The sequence below is a fragment of the Mycobacterium sp. 852013-50091_SCH5140682 genome (assembly GCF_001665685.1).
In the GTDB taxonomy this organism is placed as follows: domain Bacteria; phylum Actinomycetota; class Actinomycetes; order Mycobacteriales; family Mycobacteriaceae; genus Mycobacterium.
In genome coordinates, this window is the sequence record NZ_LZTB01000088.1 from 24,205 (window position 1) to 40,162 (window position 15,958).

Genomic DNA, 15,958 nt, shown 5'->3' on the forward strand with positions numbered 1-15,958 from the left:
TTCTACCCTGGTGAACATGGCCTTCGCGACCGAACATCCCGTGCTTGCGTACTCGGAGTATCGCGCTGTCGACGAAGTGGTCCGCACCGGCGGCCGGTTCGAGGTCGTCAGCGAGTACGTGCCTGCCGGTGACCAGCCCGCCGCCATCGACGAGCTGCAGCGACGCATCGAAGCGGGCGAACGCGACGTGGTGCTGCTCGGCGCCACCGGTACGGGTAAGTCGGCCACCACCGCGTGGCTCATCGAGCGGCTGCAGAGGCCCACGCTGGTGATGGCCCCCAACAAGACACTCGCCGCGCAGCTCGCCAACGAGCTTCGGGAGATGCTGCCGCACAACGCGGTCGAGTACTTCGTCTCGTATTACGACTACTACCAACCCGAGGCGTACATCGCGCAGACCGACACCTACATCGAGAAGGACAGCTCGATCAACGACGATGTCGAGCGCCTGCGGCACTCGGCGACGTCCAGTCTGCTCTCGCGGCGCGACGTCGTCGTGGTCGCTTCGGTGTCCTGCATCTACGGCCTCGGCACTCCGCAGTCCTACCTCGACCGCTCGGTGGAGCTGAACGTCGGCGAGGAGGTGCCCCGCGATGGCCTACTGCGACTGCTGGTGGACGTCCAGTACACCCGCAACGATATGGCGTTCACCCGCGGAACGTTCCGGGTCCGCGGCGACACGGTCGAGATCATCCCGTCGTACGAAGAGTTGGCGGTCCGCATCGAGTTCTTCGGCGACGAGATCGAGGCGCTGTACTACCTGCACCCGCTGACCGGCGACATCGTCCGCCAGGTGGATTCCCTGCGGATCTTTCCGGCCACCCACTATGTGGCCGGTCCCGAGCGCATGGCTCGTGCTATCGCGACCATCGAGGAGGAGCTCGAGGAGCGGCTGGCCGACCTGGAGCGGCAGGGCAAGCTGCTGGAGGCCCAGCGGCTGCGGATGCGCACCAATTACGACGTCGAGATGATGAAGCAGGTCGGTTTCTGCTCAGGTATCGAGAACTATTCGCGCCACATCGATGGACGCCCGGCGGGTTCGGCTCCGGCCTGCCTGCTCGACTACTTCCCCGAGGATTTCCTGCTGGTCATCGATGAGTCTCACGTGACCGTCCCGCAGATCGGCGGCATGTACGAGGGCGACATGTCCCGCAAGCGCAACCTGGTGGACTTCGGCTTCCGGCTCCCGTCCGCAGTCGACAACCGGCCGTTGACCTGGGAGGAGTTCGCCAGCCGGATCGGCCAGACCGTCTACCTGTCGGCCACCCCGGGGCCGTATGAGATCGGCCAGGCCGGGGGCGAGTTCGTCGAACAGGTCATCCGACCGACCGGGCTGGTGGATCCCAAGGTGGTCGTCAAGCCCACCAAGGGGCAGATCGACGACCTGATCGCCGAAATCCGCATCCGCACCGAACGTGACGAGCGCGTGCTGGTGACCACCCTGACCAAGAAAATGGCCGAGGACCTCACCGACTATCTGCTGGAACTCGGCATCCGCGTGCGCTACCTGCACTCCGAAGTCGACACCCTGCGCCGGGTCGAGCTGCTGCGCCAACTGCGGTTGGGCGAGTACGACGTGCTGGTCGGCATCAACCTGCTCCGCGAGGGCCTCGACCTTCCCGAGGTCTCGTTGGTGTCGATTCTCGACGCCGACAAGGAGGGGTTCCTGCGGTCGACGCGCAGCCTGATCCAGACCATCGGCCGCGCGGCGCGCAACGTGTCCGGCGAGGTGCACATGTACGCCGACAAGATCACGGACTCGATGCGTGAGGCCATCGACGAGACCGAACGGCGCCGGGCCAAGCAGATCGCCTACAACGAGGCCAACGGCATCGATCCGAAACCGTTGCGCAAGAAGATCGCCGACATCCTCGACCAGGTGTACCGCGAGGCGGACGACACCGAGGCCGTCGAGATCGGCGGCTCCGGACGCAACGCGTCTCGCGGGCGCCGTGCACAAGGCGAGCCCGGTCGCGCAGTCAGCGCAGGCATCGTCGAGGGCCGCGACACCTCGAACATGCCGCGGGCCGAATTGGCGGATCTCATCAAGGATCTGACCGAGCAGATGATGACTGCGGCGCGCGACCTGCAGTTCGAACTGGCCGCCCGCATCCGCGACGAGGTCGCCGATCTGAAAAAGGAGTTGCGGGGTATGGACGCGGCAGGTCTTAAATAGGCCCTGATGTCCATCCTGTCCAGGCCCTTGGTGGCCGATGCTCTCGCGCGCCTGTTCTCGTCGACCGTCAACCCGGCACCCAAGCCCGGCGTCCGGTTCCCCGAAATCCCCGGCGACACAACCTCGGTGGTGATACCCACCCGGTATGGCGACACCTCCGCAACCATCTACCGGCCGAAGGCAGGCAGTGGCGAACCCGGGGTGTACGTCAACGTGCACGGTGGTGGCTTCGTCGTGGGGCACCGCGACCAGGACGACCCATGGTGCCGCTATCTCGCCGCGCACGCGAACGTCGTTGTCGTCAACACCGATTACGTGCTGGCCCCGCGACACCGGTTCCCGGCGCCCGTCGAGCAGGTCTATGACGTCCTCGTCTGGGCGTCGGCCGCCGAACGGGAGTGGGACGGCACCCGGCTGTGCGTCGGCGGGCAGAGCGCCGGCGGCAGCCTGTCTGCTGCGGCGGCGCGGCTGGCGTTGGAGCGCGGCGGCCCGGCCATCGCCCTGCAGGTGCTGCACTATCCGCCGCTGGATCTGGTGACCGCGACCGGGGACAAGAACTCTCCGCTGGGCGCCAAGGCCGTGATGCGGCCGTGGATGGGCGAGGTGTTCGACACCGCGTACATCCCCGATCCTGCGCGCCGTGCCGACCGGCTGGCCTCACCCCTGCGGCGACAACGCCGACGGTATCGACGGGATCGCACCCGCACTGGTGATCACCGCCGAGTACGACCGGCTGCGGGGCGAGGCGTGGCGGTACGCCCAGAAGTTGGATGCCGTCGGGGCCCTGGCCGAGTATCACGAAGTTCGCGGTGTCGACCATGGCTACAACATCATGAGCAACGCGGGCGACGTCACCCGACGGGTGTACGACCTGATCGCCGGGCACGTCAGCCGGGCGACCGCGGCACGGAAATGAGCAGACCTTGACCTCAATGGCGGTTGAGCTCCTAACGTCACTGCCGTGACCGAGACCGTGACGACCGAAGCCGAGGGGACCTGGCGGCAGTTGCTGGGAGCCAGGCACCTCGGTGCGTCGACCGTGCTGGCCGGTGGCGTGCTGCTGTACGCGACCAACGAATTCATCACCATCAGCCTGCTGCCCAGCGCCGTCACCGACATCGGTGGGCACCGCTTGTACGCGTGGGTGACCACGGTGTATCTGGTGGCGTCGGTGGTCGCGGCGACGACGGTGCATTCGGTGCTGATGCGGATGGGCCCGCGTCGCGCGTATCTGCTTGGCCTCGCGGTGTTCTGCGCGGGCAGCCTGGGTTGTGCCCTGGCACCCAGCATGCCGCTGCTGCTCGCGAGCCGCACGGTGCAGGGTTTCGCGGGCGGGTTGCTGGCCGGCCTGGGCTACGCCGTCATCAACACCGCGCTGCCGAAGAGCCTGTGGACCAAGGCTTCCGCGCTGGTTTCGGCGATGTGGGGCGTCGGCACCGTGATCGGCCCCGCCGCAGGCGGATTGTTCGCGCAGTGGGGCCTGTGGCGGTGGGCGTTCGGGGCGCTCGCAGCGCTGACGTCGGCGATGGTGGTGCTGGTGCCGTTCGCACTGCCGGGTCGCGACCGGACCGAATCACGGCCACCGGTGCCGGGTATCCCGGTGTGGTCGCTGGTGCTGTTGGGCGCGGCGGCGATGGCGGTCAGTGTGGCCGGTGTTCCGCACGACCCGCGGGCCACCGTGGCGATGCTGGTGGTCGGGCTCGCCCTGGTCGGCTGCTTCCTGGTGGTCGATCGGCGGGTGACGTCGAGTGTGTTGCCGCCCAGCGCTTTCGGACCAGGCCCGCTCAAATGGATCTACCTGACCCTTGGTGTGCTGATGGCCGCCACCATGGTCGACACCTATGTGCCGTTGTTCGCCCAACGGTTGGCTCATCTCACGCCGGTCGTGGCCGGCTTTTTCGGCGCGGTGCTCTCGGTCGGCTGGACCGTCGGTGAGCTCGTCAGCGCGTCAGTCCGCAACGAACGGGTGTTGGCGCGGACGGTCGCATTGGCGCCGCTGGTGGTGGCGGTGGGCTTGGCGTCGGCCGCAGCGCTGGTCCGCGCAGGCATGGCGCCCGGGTTTGTGGCGGGCTGGGCCGTCGCATTGCTGATCGCCGGCATCGGCATCGGCAGTGCGTGGCCCCATTTGTCGGCTTGGGCGATGAGCAGTGTGGACGACCCGGCGGAAGGGCCTGCCGCGGCAGCGGCCATCAACACCGTGCAGCTGATCTGCGGCGCGTTCGGTGCCGGGCTCACCGGCGTCGTGGTCAACCTGGCCGACGGCAGCGACGTGTTCGCAGCCAGGTGCCTGTTCATCAGCCTCGCGGTCCTGGCCGCGGTGGGTGCGGTGGCGTCGGTACGCGCCGGGCGCCGCTGACGCCTACTCCGCGTCGGTGTCGAGCTGGTGGACGGCGGTGACCCCGTCGATACCGGCCAACACGGTCGGTGCGGCGAGGATCCCGCTGCCCGACAGCGTGAGCATCACGCCGCACTGACCTGGCCCGCCGAGCGAACCCTGTGGGGCGTCGGCGGCCAGATCCGTCAGCTGCCATTGCCTGCGCTCACAGGCCTGGAGCAGTTCGTGCATGACGCCGCGACCGTCGGCGTAAGTGACATGCATGCGGATCGACCCGCCCAGGCGGGCCGTGAGCCGTCGCACCACGGGCATGAAGCCCAGCACGATCAGGAAGTGCATCGCGGTCACCGTGCACGCGAGCAGGAAAAGCCCGGCGCCTGCTGCCATTCCGATCGCCGCGGACTCCCATACCGCGGCTGCGGTGGTCAGGCCGTGTACCGAGCCGCGTCGGACGATGATGATGCCCGCGCCCAGAAAGCCTATGCCGGAGACGATCTGGGCGGCGACCCGCGATGGGTCGACCTCGACCAGACCGGTCGACAGCACGTCGCTGAAGCCGTACTTGCTGACCAGCAGGATCAGCGCGGCCGCGGTGCCGACAATGGTCTGGGTACGCAGCCCGGCGGCTTTGCCCTGGACTTCGCGCTCCAACCCGATCAACGCCGTCAGCCCGAACGCGACGAACAGTTCGGCGATCTGACGGGAACCTTGCCCCGCGCCGCCGAAGAACGCCGGGTCGGCCAGCCAGAGATCCATGTCGAACAAGTTAGCGCGCGCACGATGACTTTTGGCCGCAGCTGAGGTCTGTTTTCACATAGGCCGACAACTGACAAGGAGCGAACTCATGTCTGCACAGCCCGCCGCCTATCCGGATGTCGTCACGCGCGAGGAATGGCTCCAGGCGCGCACGAAGCTGCTGGCCCGCGAACGCGAGGTGACCCATCTGCGCGATGCCGTCAACGCCGAACGTCGTCGGCTGCCGATGGTTCAGGTCACCAAGGACTACCTCTTCGACGGTCCCGACGGGGAGGTCACCCTGCTGGACATGTTCGAGGGGCGCAGCCAGCTCTACATCCATCACTTCATGTGGATCGACGCGATCGACGCCGGCTGCCCGAGCTGCACCGCAGCGGCAGATCTCACGTTCACCGATGAGGACCGAAAACTGTTGCACGGCAAGGACGTCACGTTCGCATGCGTGTCTCGGGCGCCGTACGCGAGCATCGCCGCCTACCGAGAGCAGCATGGCTGGACGTTCCCGTGGTATTCATCCCGCGACGGTGATTTCACCTACGACTATCACGTGACGCTCGACCCCGCGCGAGCACCGATCGAGTACAACTACAAGTCGCGCGACGAGTTGCACGCCGACGGCTGGTCGGATGCCGACCTGCGCGGTGACTGGCCCGGTGCGAGCGTCTTCCTGCGCCGCGGGGACGACGTGTTTCATACCTACTCGGCGTATGCCCGCGGTCTTGACCATTCCGCGGTGGGCTATCCGTTCCTGGATCTGACGCCGTACGGCCGCCAGGAGCCGTGGGAGGACTCGCCGGCCGGGTGGCCACAGGGCGGTCCGGCGGTGGGCAGGCCGGTGGGGGACGAGGGTTAGCGATCATCAAGATCGAAACGGTGGGCACGCGGCGCCGCGGCTGGCACTGTGATGGGCAGTGCGGGTGTGGCTGAGTGGCTAGGCACCGGCCTGCAAAGCCGTTAACGCGGGTTCGAATCCCGTCACTCGCTCTGTGGATCGGGGGAGGCCGGCCGGTATCTCGACGGTTGTCGAATGCCGTCCGGCCGCCCCGATCGTGCCGATGACCCGTAACGGGTGGGTCTCGGTACGGGTTCTACTACCCTTTCGAGTCGCGGCTAGGGTCGCGTGGTGTGACCAGATCGTTGGAGCGGCCGTGGGATGAGCGGTCGGCGGACATACCGGCCGATGTCCGGGTGCGCGGTGCCCGCGAGCACAACCTCAAGAACGTCGACGTCGATGTTCCGCGGGACGCCCTGGTGGTGTTCACCGGTGTGTCCGGGTCGGGCAAGTCATCACTGGCCTTCGGCACGTTGTTCGCCGAATCGCAGCGGCGCTATCTGGAATCGGTCGCGCCGTACGCGCGTCGACTGATCGACCAGGTCGGTGTTCCCGACGTCGACTCCATCGAGGGGATGCCGCCCGCGGTGGCCCTGCAGCAGCACCGGGGCGCGGGCAGCGCCCGGTCGTCGGTCGGCAGCGTGACCACGCTCTCGAGCCTGGTGCGGATGCTCTACTCGCGGGCAGGGCATTACCCGGCGGACCAACCCATGCTGTTCGCCGAGGATTTCTCGCCGAACACCGTGCCAGGTGCCTGCCCGACGTGCCACGGCATCGGCCGGGTGTACGAGGTGCCAGAGGAACTCATGGTCCCGGATCCGTCGCTGACGATCCGCGACCGGGCCATCGCCGCGTGGCCTGCGGCGTGGCACGGGCAGAACCTGCGCGACATCTTGGTGTCGCTGGGCTACGACGTCGACACGCCGTGGAAGGACCTGCCGAAGAAGGATCGGGACTGGATCCTCTACACCGACGAACGCCCGACCGCTCCGGTGTACGCGGGGTTCACCCCGGCGCAGACGCGTCGCGCCGTGGCAATGGAGATGGAGCCCAGCTACCAGGGCACGTTCACCGGCGCGCGGCGCTACGTCCTGGACACCTTCGCCAACACCAAGAGCGCGCAGATGAAGAAGCGCGTCTCCCAGTTCGTCCGCGGCGCGGTGTGTTCGACGTGTCACGGCAAGCTGATCAAGCCCGAGGCGCTGTCGGTCACTTTCGAGGGATTCGATATCGCCGAGTTGTCCGGCCTGACCCTCAACCGGCTCGCCGAGCTGTTGGAGCCGGTGGCTGCCGGTACGCCGACCCATCACGCGGATTCCGATATCGCCGTCGAAAAGCGGGCCGCCGCTGGGCGTTTGGCGGCCGAGATCCTTGAGCGGCTGCATCCCATCATGGATTTGGGGCTGGGCTACCTCTCGCTGGACCGCAGTACTCCGACGTTGTCGTCGGGTGAATTGCAGCGGTTGCGCCTGGCCACCCAGTTGTCGTCACAGCTTTTCGGGGTGGTGTATGTGCTCGACGAGCCCTCGGCCGGCCTACACCCACGCGACCGGGACGCGCTGCTGGGCATTCTGCAGGGATTGAAGGGACGGGGTAACAGCGTCTTCCTCGTCGAGCACTCGCTCGACATCATCGGCGCCGCAGACTGGTTGGTCGACATCGGCCCGGGCGCCGGCGAGCGAGGCGGCCAGATTCTCTACAGCGGGCGGCCCGCCGGTCTCGCTGAGGTGGATGAATCATCCACGCGCCGTTACCTTTTCGGTCTGACGAAACCGGTGAAGCGGAACCCGCGGGAGCCGGGCGGCTGGCTGCGGTTGGAACACGTGAGCCGCAACAATCTTCATGACGTGTCAGTGTCGTTCCCGCTGAAGTGCCTGACAGCGGTCACCGGAATCTCGGGTGCGGGAAAATCGAGTCTGGTCAGTCAGGCGCTGCCGACGCTCGTCGCCGAGCACTTGGGCGCCCCGGTGAGCGGCGCGACCGACGACACGTCCGATGAGGACGATCTGCTGCTGGCAGGCGAATCCGCACCGGTTCACGGTGAGATCGTCGGTGACATCGGCGGATTGCGCCGGGTGGTGTGCATAGACCAGAAGCCCATCGGCCGCACCCCGCGGTCCAACGTCGCCACCTACACCGGGATGTTCGACCACATCCGTCGTCGTTTCGCCGAGACGCCGGAAGCGCGCAGCCGTGGCTACAAGGCCGGCCGGTTCTCGTTCAACGTCGCATCGGGGCGATGCCCCACCTGTGAGGGTGAAGGGTGGGTGATGGTCGAGTTGCTGTTCCTGCCCAGCGTCTACACCCCATGCTCGGACTGCGACGGAACTCGCTACAAGGCAAGCACATTGGAGATCACCTGGCGCGACCGCAACATCGCCGAGATCCTGCAGATGGGTGTCGAGCAGGCCCGCGATTTCTTCGAGGGCGAAGCCGAGATACTGCGTTCGCTGACGGTGCTGTGCGATGTCGGGCTGGGCTACCTGCGGCTGGGGCAGCCCGCCACCGAGTTGTCGGGCGGCGAAGCCCAACGCGTCAAACTCGCCACCGAGCTGCAACGGGCGCACCGCGGAGACGCGCTCTACCTGCTCGACGAACCGTCGGCAGGGTTGCACCCCGCCGACACCGACCGGCTGATGGTGCACTTGCAGAAGCTGGTCGACGCCGGCAACACCGTCGTGGTCGTCGAACTGGACATGCGGGTCGTCGCGCAGGCTGATTACGTCATCGACCTCGGTCCCGGTGCCGGAGGGGAAGGTGGCCGCATCGTCGCGACCGGCACACCCGCGGAAGCCGCGACGCACGCCGACAGCGTCAGCGCCCCGTACCTGGCCGACGCCCTGAAGCTCGCGGCGAGCCATACCGAATAATGCGGCGGTGCCCCTGCCGCAGCTCGCTGACATCATCACGACCCTCAACCTCACCGCAACCGGCGACGACACGTTCGTCGCCGACCAGATCGACAACGCCGACCACCACATCATCGGCGGCCACATCGCCGCGCAAGCGCTGATGGCGGCCGGTCGCACCGCGACGGGGCGGCTGCCGCACAGTGTGCACGTCTACCTGCTGCGCGCCGGTGATGCGAGGTACCCCGTGCAGATCAGAGTGGCCCGGCTGCGCGACGGCGGCACCTTGTCGACGCGCCAGGTCACCGCGCATCAGGGCGGGGAGATCCTGCTGGAGGCGCTGGCCTCGTTCAGTGCACCCGTCGACAGCGCCGAGTATCAGCGGTCGCTGCCCGATGTTCCGGATCCGGAATCGTTGCCTGCGATGGAGGATCAGCTCCGTGCGTACGCCGATGAGTTCGGCGGATTGTGGGTGCGTCCGCAAGCCATCGAGCGTCGTTACGTCGACGCCCCGCCCAGGTTGGCGATGGATCTGCCCTCACCTCCGGAGCGGACCCGAATGTGGTGGCGCCCAGCAGAATCCGTGACCGATGATCCCGTGCTCAACAGCTGCCTGCTCACCTATGTCTCGGGCACCACGATGCTGGAGACGGCGATGACGACGCGGCGCACCTCTCAGCTCAGATCGTTCTCCGCGCTCATCGACCATGCCGTCTGGTTCCAGCGGCCTGCCGACTTGTCGGATTGGGTGCTCTCCGATCAAGTGTCGCCCAGTGGAATTCACGGGCGAGGGCTCGCCGGCGCAACGATGTACAACCGCGCAGGCCAACTCGTGTGCACTGCGACTCAGGAGTTGTACTTCGGTCGTGACCGGTCTCGCTGAGATTCATCGAAGGTGGTGGTGGGCAACGACTTTCACCACAGTATGTGAGCCACGTCATGGAACGGGCCCAGCCGGGCCTTGGCGACGTCGGGGCGACGCGCGTAGCGTAGGTCACGGTTGGTGCCGATTCTGCGCCCGCTGCGGTTAACATCAGTCGCGGTAGACGCCACCGGTCGGAGAACGTCGGTTGTTTTGCCGGTTGTGCATGCGGGTGTCGTGAATTGTGCCCGTGTTCAGCCGGCATCGGGTTACTGTCGCGGATGGCGTTGCAACTGACACTGGGAGGGTATGGATGAGCGCCTATCGCACCGTGGTGGTCGGTACGGACGGATCTGATTCGTCGCTGCGTGCCGTGGACCGCGCCGGTCAGATCGCCGCCGGGTCGAACGCGAAGCTGATCGTGGCGACCGCGTACTTCCCCCAGAGCGAAGACCAGCGCGCCGCCGACGTGCTCAAGGACGAGGGCTACCAGATGGCAGGCAATGCCCCCATCTACGCCATCCTGCGCGAGGCGACCGAGCGCGCCAAGGCCGCCGGTGCCACCGACATCGAGGAGCGCCCGGTCGTCGGCGCCCCGGTGGACGCGCTCGTCGAGCTGGCCGAGGATGTGAAGGCAGATCTGCTCGTGGTCGGCAACGTGGGCCTGAGCACCATCGCAGGCCGGCTTCTCGGTTCGGTACCCGCGAACGTGGCACGCCGGTCCAAGACCGACGTGCTCATCGTCCACACCAGCTAGCGGCTACCAGCCGCGTTCGCGCCATTCGGACAGGCTGGGCCGCTCAGCGCCCAGCGTGGTGTCGTCGCCGTGTCCGGGGTAGACGACCGTGTTGTCGTCGTAAACATCGAAGACCTTGCTGGTCACATCGCCCAGCAGGGTTTCGAAATCGCCGGGTTGCCAGGTCTTGCCCACGCCGCCCGGGAACAGGCAGTCGCCGGTGAACAGGTGCGTCACGCCGTCGGACGATTTCAGGGCCAGCGCGACCGAACCCGGTGTGTGTCCCCGCAGGTGAATCACATCGAGGGTGAGGTCACCGATCGTGATGGTGTCCCCGTCGGCCAGGATCCGGTCGGGCTTCACCGGCAGCGCTTCCGCGTCGAGTTGATGTGCCGCGGTCGGGGCGCCGGTGGCCTTCGCCACTGCTTCCAGTGCCTGCACATGGTCGAAATGCTGGTGGCTGGTGACGATCAGGTCCAGCTTGGGGGCGGTGGTCTTGATGAGCTCCAGCAGGGCGTCGGCGTCGTTGGCCGCGTCGATGAGCAGTGTGTCCCCGGTCTTCGTGCTGGTCACCAGGTAGGCGTTGTTGTCCATCGGGCCTACTGAAGCCTTGACGATCGTCGCCCCGCCCGCAGTGCGCCGTGCGGCCGTATGGGGCTCGACGTGGCCGGTGTACGTATCGCTGACGGTGATGCTGGGAGGAGTCACCCCATCACGGTATCGGGCTTGTCGGTGGTCGCACATAGCATGGGCGTGAAGTCTGTCGTCTGAAAGGAAGCGCGTGGCTGACCGCCTGATCGTGAAGGGTGCCCGCGAGCACAACCTGCGAGGAGTGGACCTCGACCTGCCGCGTGACGCGCTGATCGTGTTCACGGGATTGTCCGGGTCGGGGAAGTCCTCGCTGGCCTTCGACACCATCTTTGCTGAGGGGCAGCGTCGCTACGTCGAATCGCTGTCGGCGTACGCGCGGCAGTTCCTCGGCCAGATGGACAAGCCTGACGTCGACTTCATCGAGGGCCTCTCGCCTGCGGTGTCCATCGACCAGAAGTCCACCAACCGCAACCCGCGGTCGACCGTCGGCACCATCACCGAGGTCTATGACTATCTGCGTCTGCTGTACGCGCGGGCGGGCACGCCGCACTGCCCGGTCTGTGGTGAGCGCATCGCCCGGCAGACCCCGCAGCAGATCGTCGATCAGGTGCTGGCCATGGACGAGGGGCTGCGGTTCCAGGTGCTCGCCCCGGTGGTGCGGACCCGCAAGGGCGAGTTCGTCGACCTGTTCGACAAGCTCAACACCCAGGGCTACAGCCGTGTGCGGGTCGACGGTGTGGTGCATCCGCTGACCGATCCGCCGAAGCTCAAGAAGCAGGAGAAGCACGACATCGAGGTGGTGGTCGACCGCCTGACGGTCAAGGCCAGCGCCAAGCAGCGGCTCACCGACTCGGTGGAGACGGCGCTGAACCTGGCCGACGGCATCGTGGTCCTGGAGTTCGTCGACCGTGAGGACGACCATCCGCACCGCGAGCAGCGGTTCTCGGAGAAGCTGGCCTGCCCCAACGGGCACCCCCTGGCCGTCGACGATCTGGAACCCCGGTCGTTCTCGTTCAACTCGCCGTACGGCGCCTGCCCGGAGTGCACCGGCCTGGGTATCCGTAAAGAGGTCGACCCTGACCTCGTAGTGCCCGACCCCGAGCTGACCCTGGCCGAAGGTGCCGTCGCACCGTGGGCGGTGGGCCAGTCCGCCGAGTACTTCACCCGCATGCTGTCGGGTCTGGGGGATCAGCTCGGATTCGACATCGACACCCCGTGGAAGAAGCTTCCGGCCAAGGCGCGCAAGGCGATTCTGGAGGGCTCGGATCACCAGGTACACGTCCGGTACAAGAACCGGTACGGCCGCACCAGGTCCTACTACGCCGACTTCGAAGGCGTCATGGCATTCCTGCAGCGACGCATGGAGCAGACCGACTCGGAGCAGATGAAGGAACGCTACGAGGGTTTCATGCGCGACATCCCGTGCCCGGAGTGCAACGGCACGCGGCTCAAGCCGGAGATTCTCGCGGTAACGCTCGCAGCGGGGGACTACGGGGACAAGTCCATCGCGCAGGTCGCCGAGCTGTCCATCGCCGATTGCGCCGACTTCCTGAACGCGCTGACCCTGGGCCACCGCGAGCAGGCCATCGCCGGGCAGGTGCTCAAGGAGATCCAGTCCCGGCTGGGCTTCCTGCTCGACGTCGGCCTGGATTACCTGTCGTTGTCGCGGGCGGCGGCGACGCTGTCCGGCGGTGAGGCACAACGCATCCGGTTGGCCACCCAGATCGGCTCCGGTCTGGTCGGCGTGCTCTACGTCCTCGACGAGCCGTCCATCGGCCTGCATCAGCGCGACAACCGCAGACTCATCGACACCTTGGTGCGGCTGCGCGATCTCGGCAACACCCTCATCGTCGTGGAGCACGACCTCGACACCATCGCGCATGCCGACTGGGTCGTCGACATCGGGCCGGCTGCGGGTGAGCACGGTGGCCGCATCGTGCACAGCGGCACCTACGCTGAGTTGCTGCGCAACCCCGAATCTCTCACCGGCGCTTACCTTTCCGGCAAAGAGAGCATCGAGGTGCCCGCACTGCGCCGGCCTACCGACAAGCGCCGCCAGATCACCGTGGTCGGAGCCAGGGAGAACAACCTCAGAGAGATCGACGTCGCGTTCCCGCTGGGCGTGCTCACCTCGGTGACCGGGGTGTCCGGGTCGGGCAAGTCGACTCTGGTCAACGACATCCTGGCCTCGGTGCTGGCCAACAAACTCAACGGCGCCAGGCAGGTGCCGGGCCGGCACACCCGGGTCAATGGGCTGGATCAGCTCGACAAGCTGGTGCGCGTCGACCAGTCGCCCATCGGCCGCACGCCGCGGTCCAACCCGGCGACCTATACGGGCGTCTTCGACAAGATCCGCTCGCTGTTCGCGGCCACCACCGAGGCCAAAGTCCGTGGCTACCAACCCGGTCGGTTCTCGTTCAACGTCAAGGGCGGCCGCTGCGAGGCCTGCTCGGGTGACGGCACCATCAAGATCGAGATGAACTTCCTGCCCGACGTGTACGTGCCGTGCGAGGTGTGCCACGGCGCCCGATACAACCGGGAAACCCTCGAGGTGCACTACAAGGGCAAGACCATCTCCGAGGTGCTCGACATGTCCATCGAGGAGGCCACCGAGTTCTTCGAACCGATCTCCTCGATCCACCGGTACCTCAAGACGTTGGTCGATGTCGGCCTGGGCTACGTGCGGCTGGGCCAACCCGCGCCGACCCTGTCCGGCGGCGAGGCTCAGCGCGTCAAGCTGGCGGCCGAGCTGCAGAAGCGGTCCACCGGGCGCACGATCTACATCCTCGACGAGCCCACCACGGGTCTGCATTTCGAGGACATCCGCAAGCTGCTCAAAGTGATCAACGGCCTTGTCGACAAGGGCAATACGGTGATCGTCATCGAGCACAACCTCGATGTCATCAAGACGTCCGACTGGATCGTCGACATGGGGCCCGAAGGCGGGGCAGGCGGCGGCACCGTCGTGGCATCCGGCACCCCCGAGGACGTGGCCGCCAACCCGGACAGCTACACGGGCCAGTTCCTGACCGAACTGCTCGACGACGTGCCCGCGGCCAAACCCAAGCGTCGCAAGGTCAGCGCCTGACCATCAGTTCATGGTGTGGTAGCTCTGGAACGCGAACCAATGCGGGCCAAGGCGTTTCACCGATGCCATGACGAAGTCGCTCTCTACGTGGTGCACGGTCTGGGGCGCGCTGCCGTCGACGCTGTAGGCGAACCCGTCCGAGCCGTTCATGTCGTCGCGGCGAGAGAAGTCGATGAAGTTGTCCGTCCGGCGTGAGATGTCCTCGACGGTGTAGCCGGCGATGCGATGCGGCTGGTGTCCGAAAGTCTCGTCGCTCTCGAACGCCGTCAGGGCCGCCTCGAACGATGGCTGCGCCACCCACCAGTGCAGTTGCAGCGGAATGTTGGTGCACGCCAACGCGATGCCCGTGATGACCAGGACGGGGCAGGCCAGCATGACCGCCCAATCGCGCCGACCGCCCTGCAGGCGCAGCGCAATGCCCGCGACGCACCAGATCACGAACAACGGGACGAGCGTCAGCGCCGCGATGAAGAACGCGTCGGACGGTTCACCCGGAAAGCTCATGCCGTAGAGCAGGCTGAGGACCGCGCCTGCGGTCAGCGCCAGCAGCACCCAGCTCGCGATGCGCATCAGCGCGCCTTCGACAGTGGCGACGGAAAACGGGGCTTGATCCGTACGCCGGCGAGCCACTCGGTCAACGCGTCGGCGCGGCGCTGCAACTGCCGGGTGCCGTCCCGGCCGATCTCGTCGAGCAGGTGCAGCTCGACCCGGCCGTCGGCATCCTGGCCCCAGCCGCCCACGACCCGGCCGTTCCACCATGCGGTGGGCCCGGCATTGCCGTTGCTGTCGAACACCTGGCTGCGGTGCCCGCCGAGATACCAGTCGCGGTCGAACCAGCCCATCGTGGTGACATCGAGCCCGGGCAGCAGCGCACCCCACGGCTCGGGCTCCGGCTCGACGTCGAGATCGTCGGGCAGCACATAGCCGGCGGAGCCGTCCAGATCGACCTCGACCGCGTCGATGTCGCGCAGCGCGTGACGCGCCCAGGTCAAGGTGTTGCCGAACCACCACTTGATGTCGGTGACGGTGGCAGGCCCGAAGGTGCGCAGCCAGGTCCGGACCAGCTGGGCCCTGGCGACCTCCGGATCCGCTGCCACAGCCGCATCGTCGAGCCAGTCGGACATCGCGACCCAGCGGGGCCTCGATGTGGTCCAGGCGCCGTCGTTGGGCCCCCGGACGATGTCACCGCGCACCCCGAGAACTGTCAAAACCCTTGGTGCCAGCGGTGTTTCACCACCCCAGCTCCGGTCTGGGGCTGGATTGTAACTGCCGTGCAACGCGGGCAGCGCAGCGCGCAGGTGCGCAGCAGGCGTGGGCCCTTGCTCGCGCAGGTGGCTGACCACTGCATCGCACGCAGTGTCGAGCCAGCGTGTCCCGTCGGTGGCCACGCCGGCTTTCTGTGCGTCGGCGATCAACCGGCGCCGCTCATTGTCGGCCACCCGGTCACTGGCAGCGGCCTGCACCGCGGCCAGATCCTCGGTGCGGACAACCCACAGCGTGCGGCGCATCGCGAGGTGTTTGACCACCGTGCGCTGGTGATACAACTGCGCATCGAGATCGCTGACGGTGAAACCGGGCAGCCGCGCCCACAGGGACAGGTAAGGCGTCGCCGGGTCGGTGGCGTGCAGGCCGACAAGATCAGCGGTGACGCCGGGCACCGACGGGCCTGGTCGGTTCAGGAAGTGGCGTCGGGCCAGCCGCGCCCGCCGCTCGGCCGGCGTGAAGGTGCGCAC

General features: G+C 67.0%; 11 protein-coding genes, 1 tRNA gene and 1 pseudogene. 9 read left to right on the top strand and 4 right to left on the bottom strand.

What is annotated here, in order from left to right:
* The first annotated feature begins 16 nt into the window (after positions 1-16).
* From uvrB to A5784_RS23020, 3 genes and pseudogenes are all read left to right on the top strand, one after another.
* Complete coding sequence (gene uvrB / locus A5784_RS23010) at positions 17-2,176, top strand: excinuclease ABC subunit UvrB (RefSeq protein ID WP_064947245.1); 2,160 nt, start codon at positions 17-19, stop codon at positions 2,174-2,176.
* A 6-nt stretch (positions 2,177-2,182) separates the two neighbouring features.
* Positions 2,183-3,092 (top strand): annotated as a pseudogene (locus tag A5784_RS23015) (alpha/beta hydrolase).
* Between the two features lie 45 nt (positions 3,093-3,137).
* Entirely contained in the window at positions 3,138-4,532 is a 1,395-nt protein-coding gene (locus A5784_RS23020) for an MFS transporter (protein WP_064947200.1), read from the top strand.
* 3 nt (positions 4,533-4,535) lie between these two features.
* Here A5784_RS23020 and A5784_RS23025 read toward each other — a convergent pair whose 3' ends face one another.
* Complete coding sequence (locus A5784_RS23025; RefSeq protein ID WP_064947201.1) at positions 4,536-5,267, bottom strand: MgtC/SapB family protein; 732 nt, start codon at positions 5,265-5,267, stop codon at positions 4,536-4,538.
* A gap of 88 nt (positions 5,268-5,355) precedes the next feature.
* On the opposite strand from A5784_RS23025, the gene A5784_RS23030 reads away from it, so the two are divergent.
* The 5 genes from A5784_RS23030 to A5784_RS23050 all read left to right on the top strand — a co-directional run bounded on the left by A5784_RS23030 (position 5,356) and on the right by A5784_RS23050 (position 10,567).
* Entirely contained in the window at positions 5,356-6,120 is a 765-nt protein-coding gene (locus A5784_RS23030; RefSeq protein WP_064947202.1) for a DUF899 domain-containing protein, read from the top strand.
* Between the two features lie 60 nt (positions 6,121-6,180).
* Positions 6,181-6,251: transfer RNA gene (locus A5784_RS23035), tRNA-Cys, on the top strand.
* Between the two features lie 141 nt (positions 6,252-6,392).
* The gene (locus tag A5784_RS23040; protein WP_232006221.1) at positions 6,393-8,969 is read left to right on the top strand and encodes an excinuclease ABC subunit UvrA; all 2,577 of its coding nucleotides are present in this window, start codon (positions 6,393-6,395) and stop codon (positions 8,967-8,969) included.
* Between the two features lie 7 nt (positions 8,970-8,976).
* Complete coding sequence (locus A5784_RS23045) at positions 8,977-9,831, top strand: acyl-CoA thioesterase (RefSeq protein WP_064947203.1); 855 nt, start codon at positions 8,977-8,979, stop codon at positions 9,829-9,831.
* Between the two features lie 292 nt (positions 9,832-10,123).
* The gene (locus A5784_RS23050) at positions 10,124-10,567 is read left to right on the top strand and encodes a universal stress protein (RefSeq protein ID WP_029368284.1); all 444 of its coding nucleotides are present in this window, start codon (positions 10,124-10,126) and stop codon (positions 10,565-10,567) included.
* A 3-nt stretch (positions 10,568-10,570) separates the two neighbouring features.
* Here the strand turns inward: A5784_RS23050 and A5784_RS23055 are convergent, their stop codons facing one another.
* Entirely contained in the window at positions 10,571-11,254 is a 684-nt protein-coding gene (locus tag A5784_RS23055; protein WP_502687534.1) for an MBL fold metallo-hydrolase, read from the bottom strand.
* A 73-nt stretch (positions 11,255-11,327) separates the two neighbouring features.
* Between A5784_RS23055 and uvrA the strand changes: the two genes are divergently transcribed.
* Positions 11,328-14,225 carry an excinuclease ABC subunit UvrA gene (uvrA, locus tag A5784_RS23060; protein WP_064947205.1) on the top strand — a complete coding sequence of 966 codons (2,898 nt, stop codon included), beginning with the start codon at positions 11,328-11,330 and terminating at the stop codon, positions 14,223-14,225.
* Positions 14,226-14,228: 3 nt separating this feature from the next.
* Here the strand turns inward: uvrA and A5784_RS23065 are convergent, their stop codons facing one another.
* Both A5784_RS23065 and A5784_RS23070 read right to left on the bottom strand, forming a co-directional pair.
* Positions 14,229-14,795, bottom strand: coding sequence for a hypothetical protein (locus tag A5784_RS23065; protein WP_064947206.1), 567 nt, complete (start codon positions 14,793-14,795; stop codon positions 14,229-14,231).
* Positions 14,795-15,958 (bottom strand): winged helix DNA-binding domain-containing protein, encoded by a 1,164-nt coding sequence (locus A5784_RS23070; RefSeq protein WP_064947207.1) that lies wholly within the window; start codon positions 15,956-15,958, stop codon positions 14,795-14,797. Before A5784_RS23070 ends, A5784_RS23065 begins: the two co-directional genes overlap by 1 nt.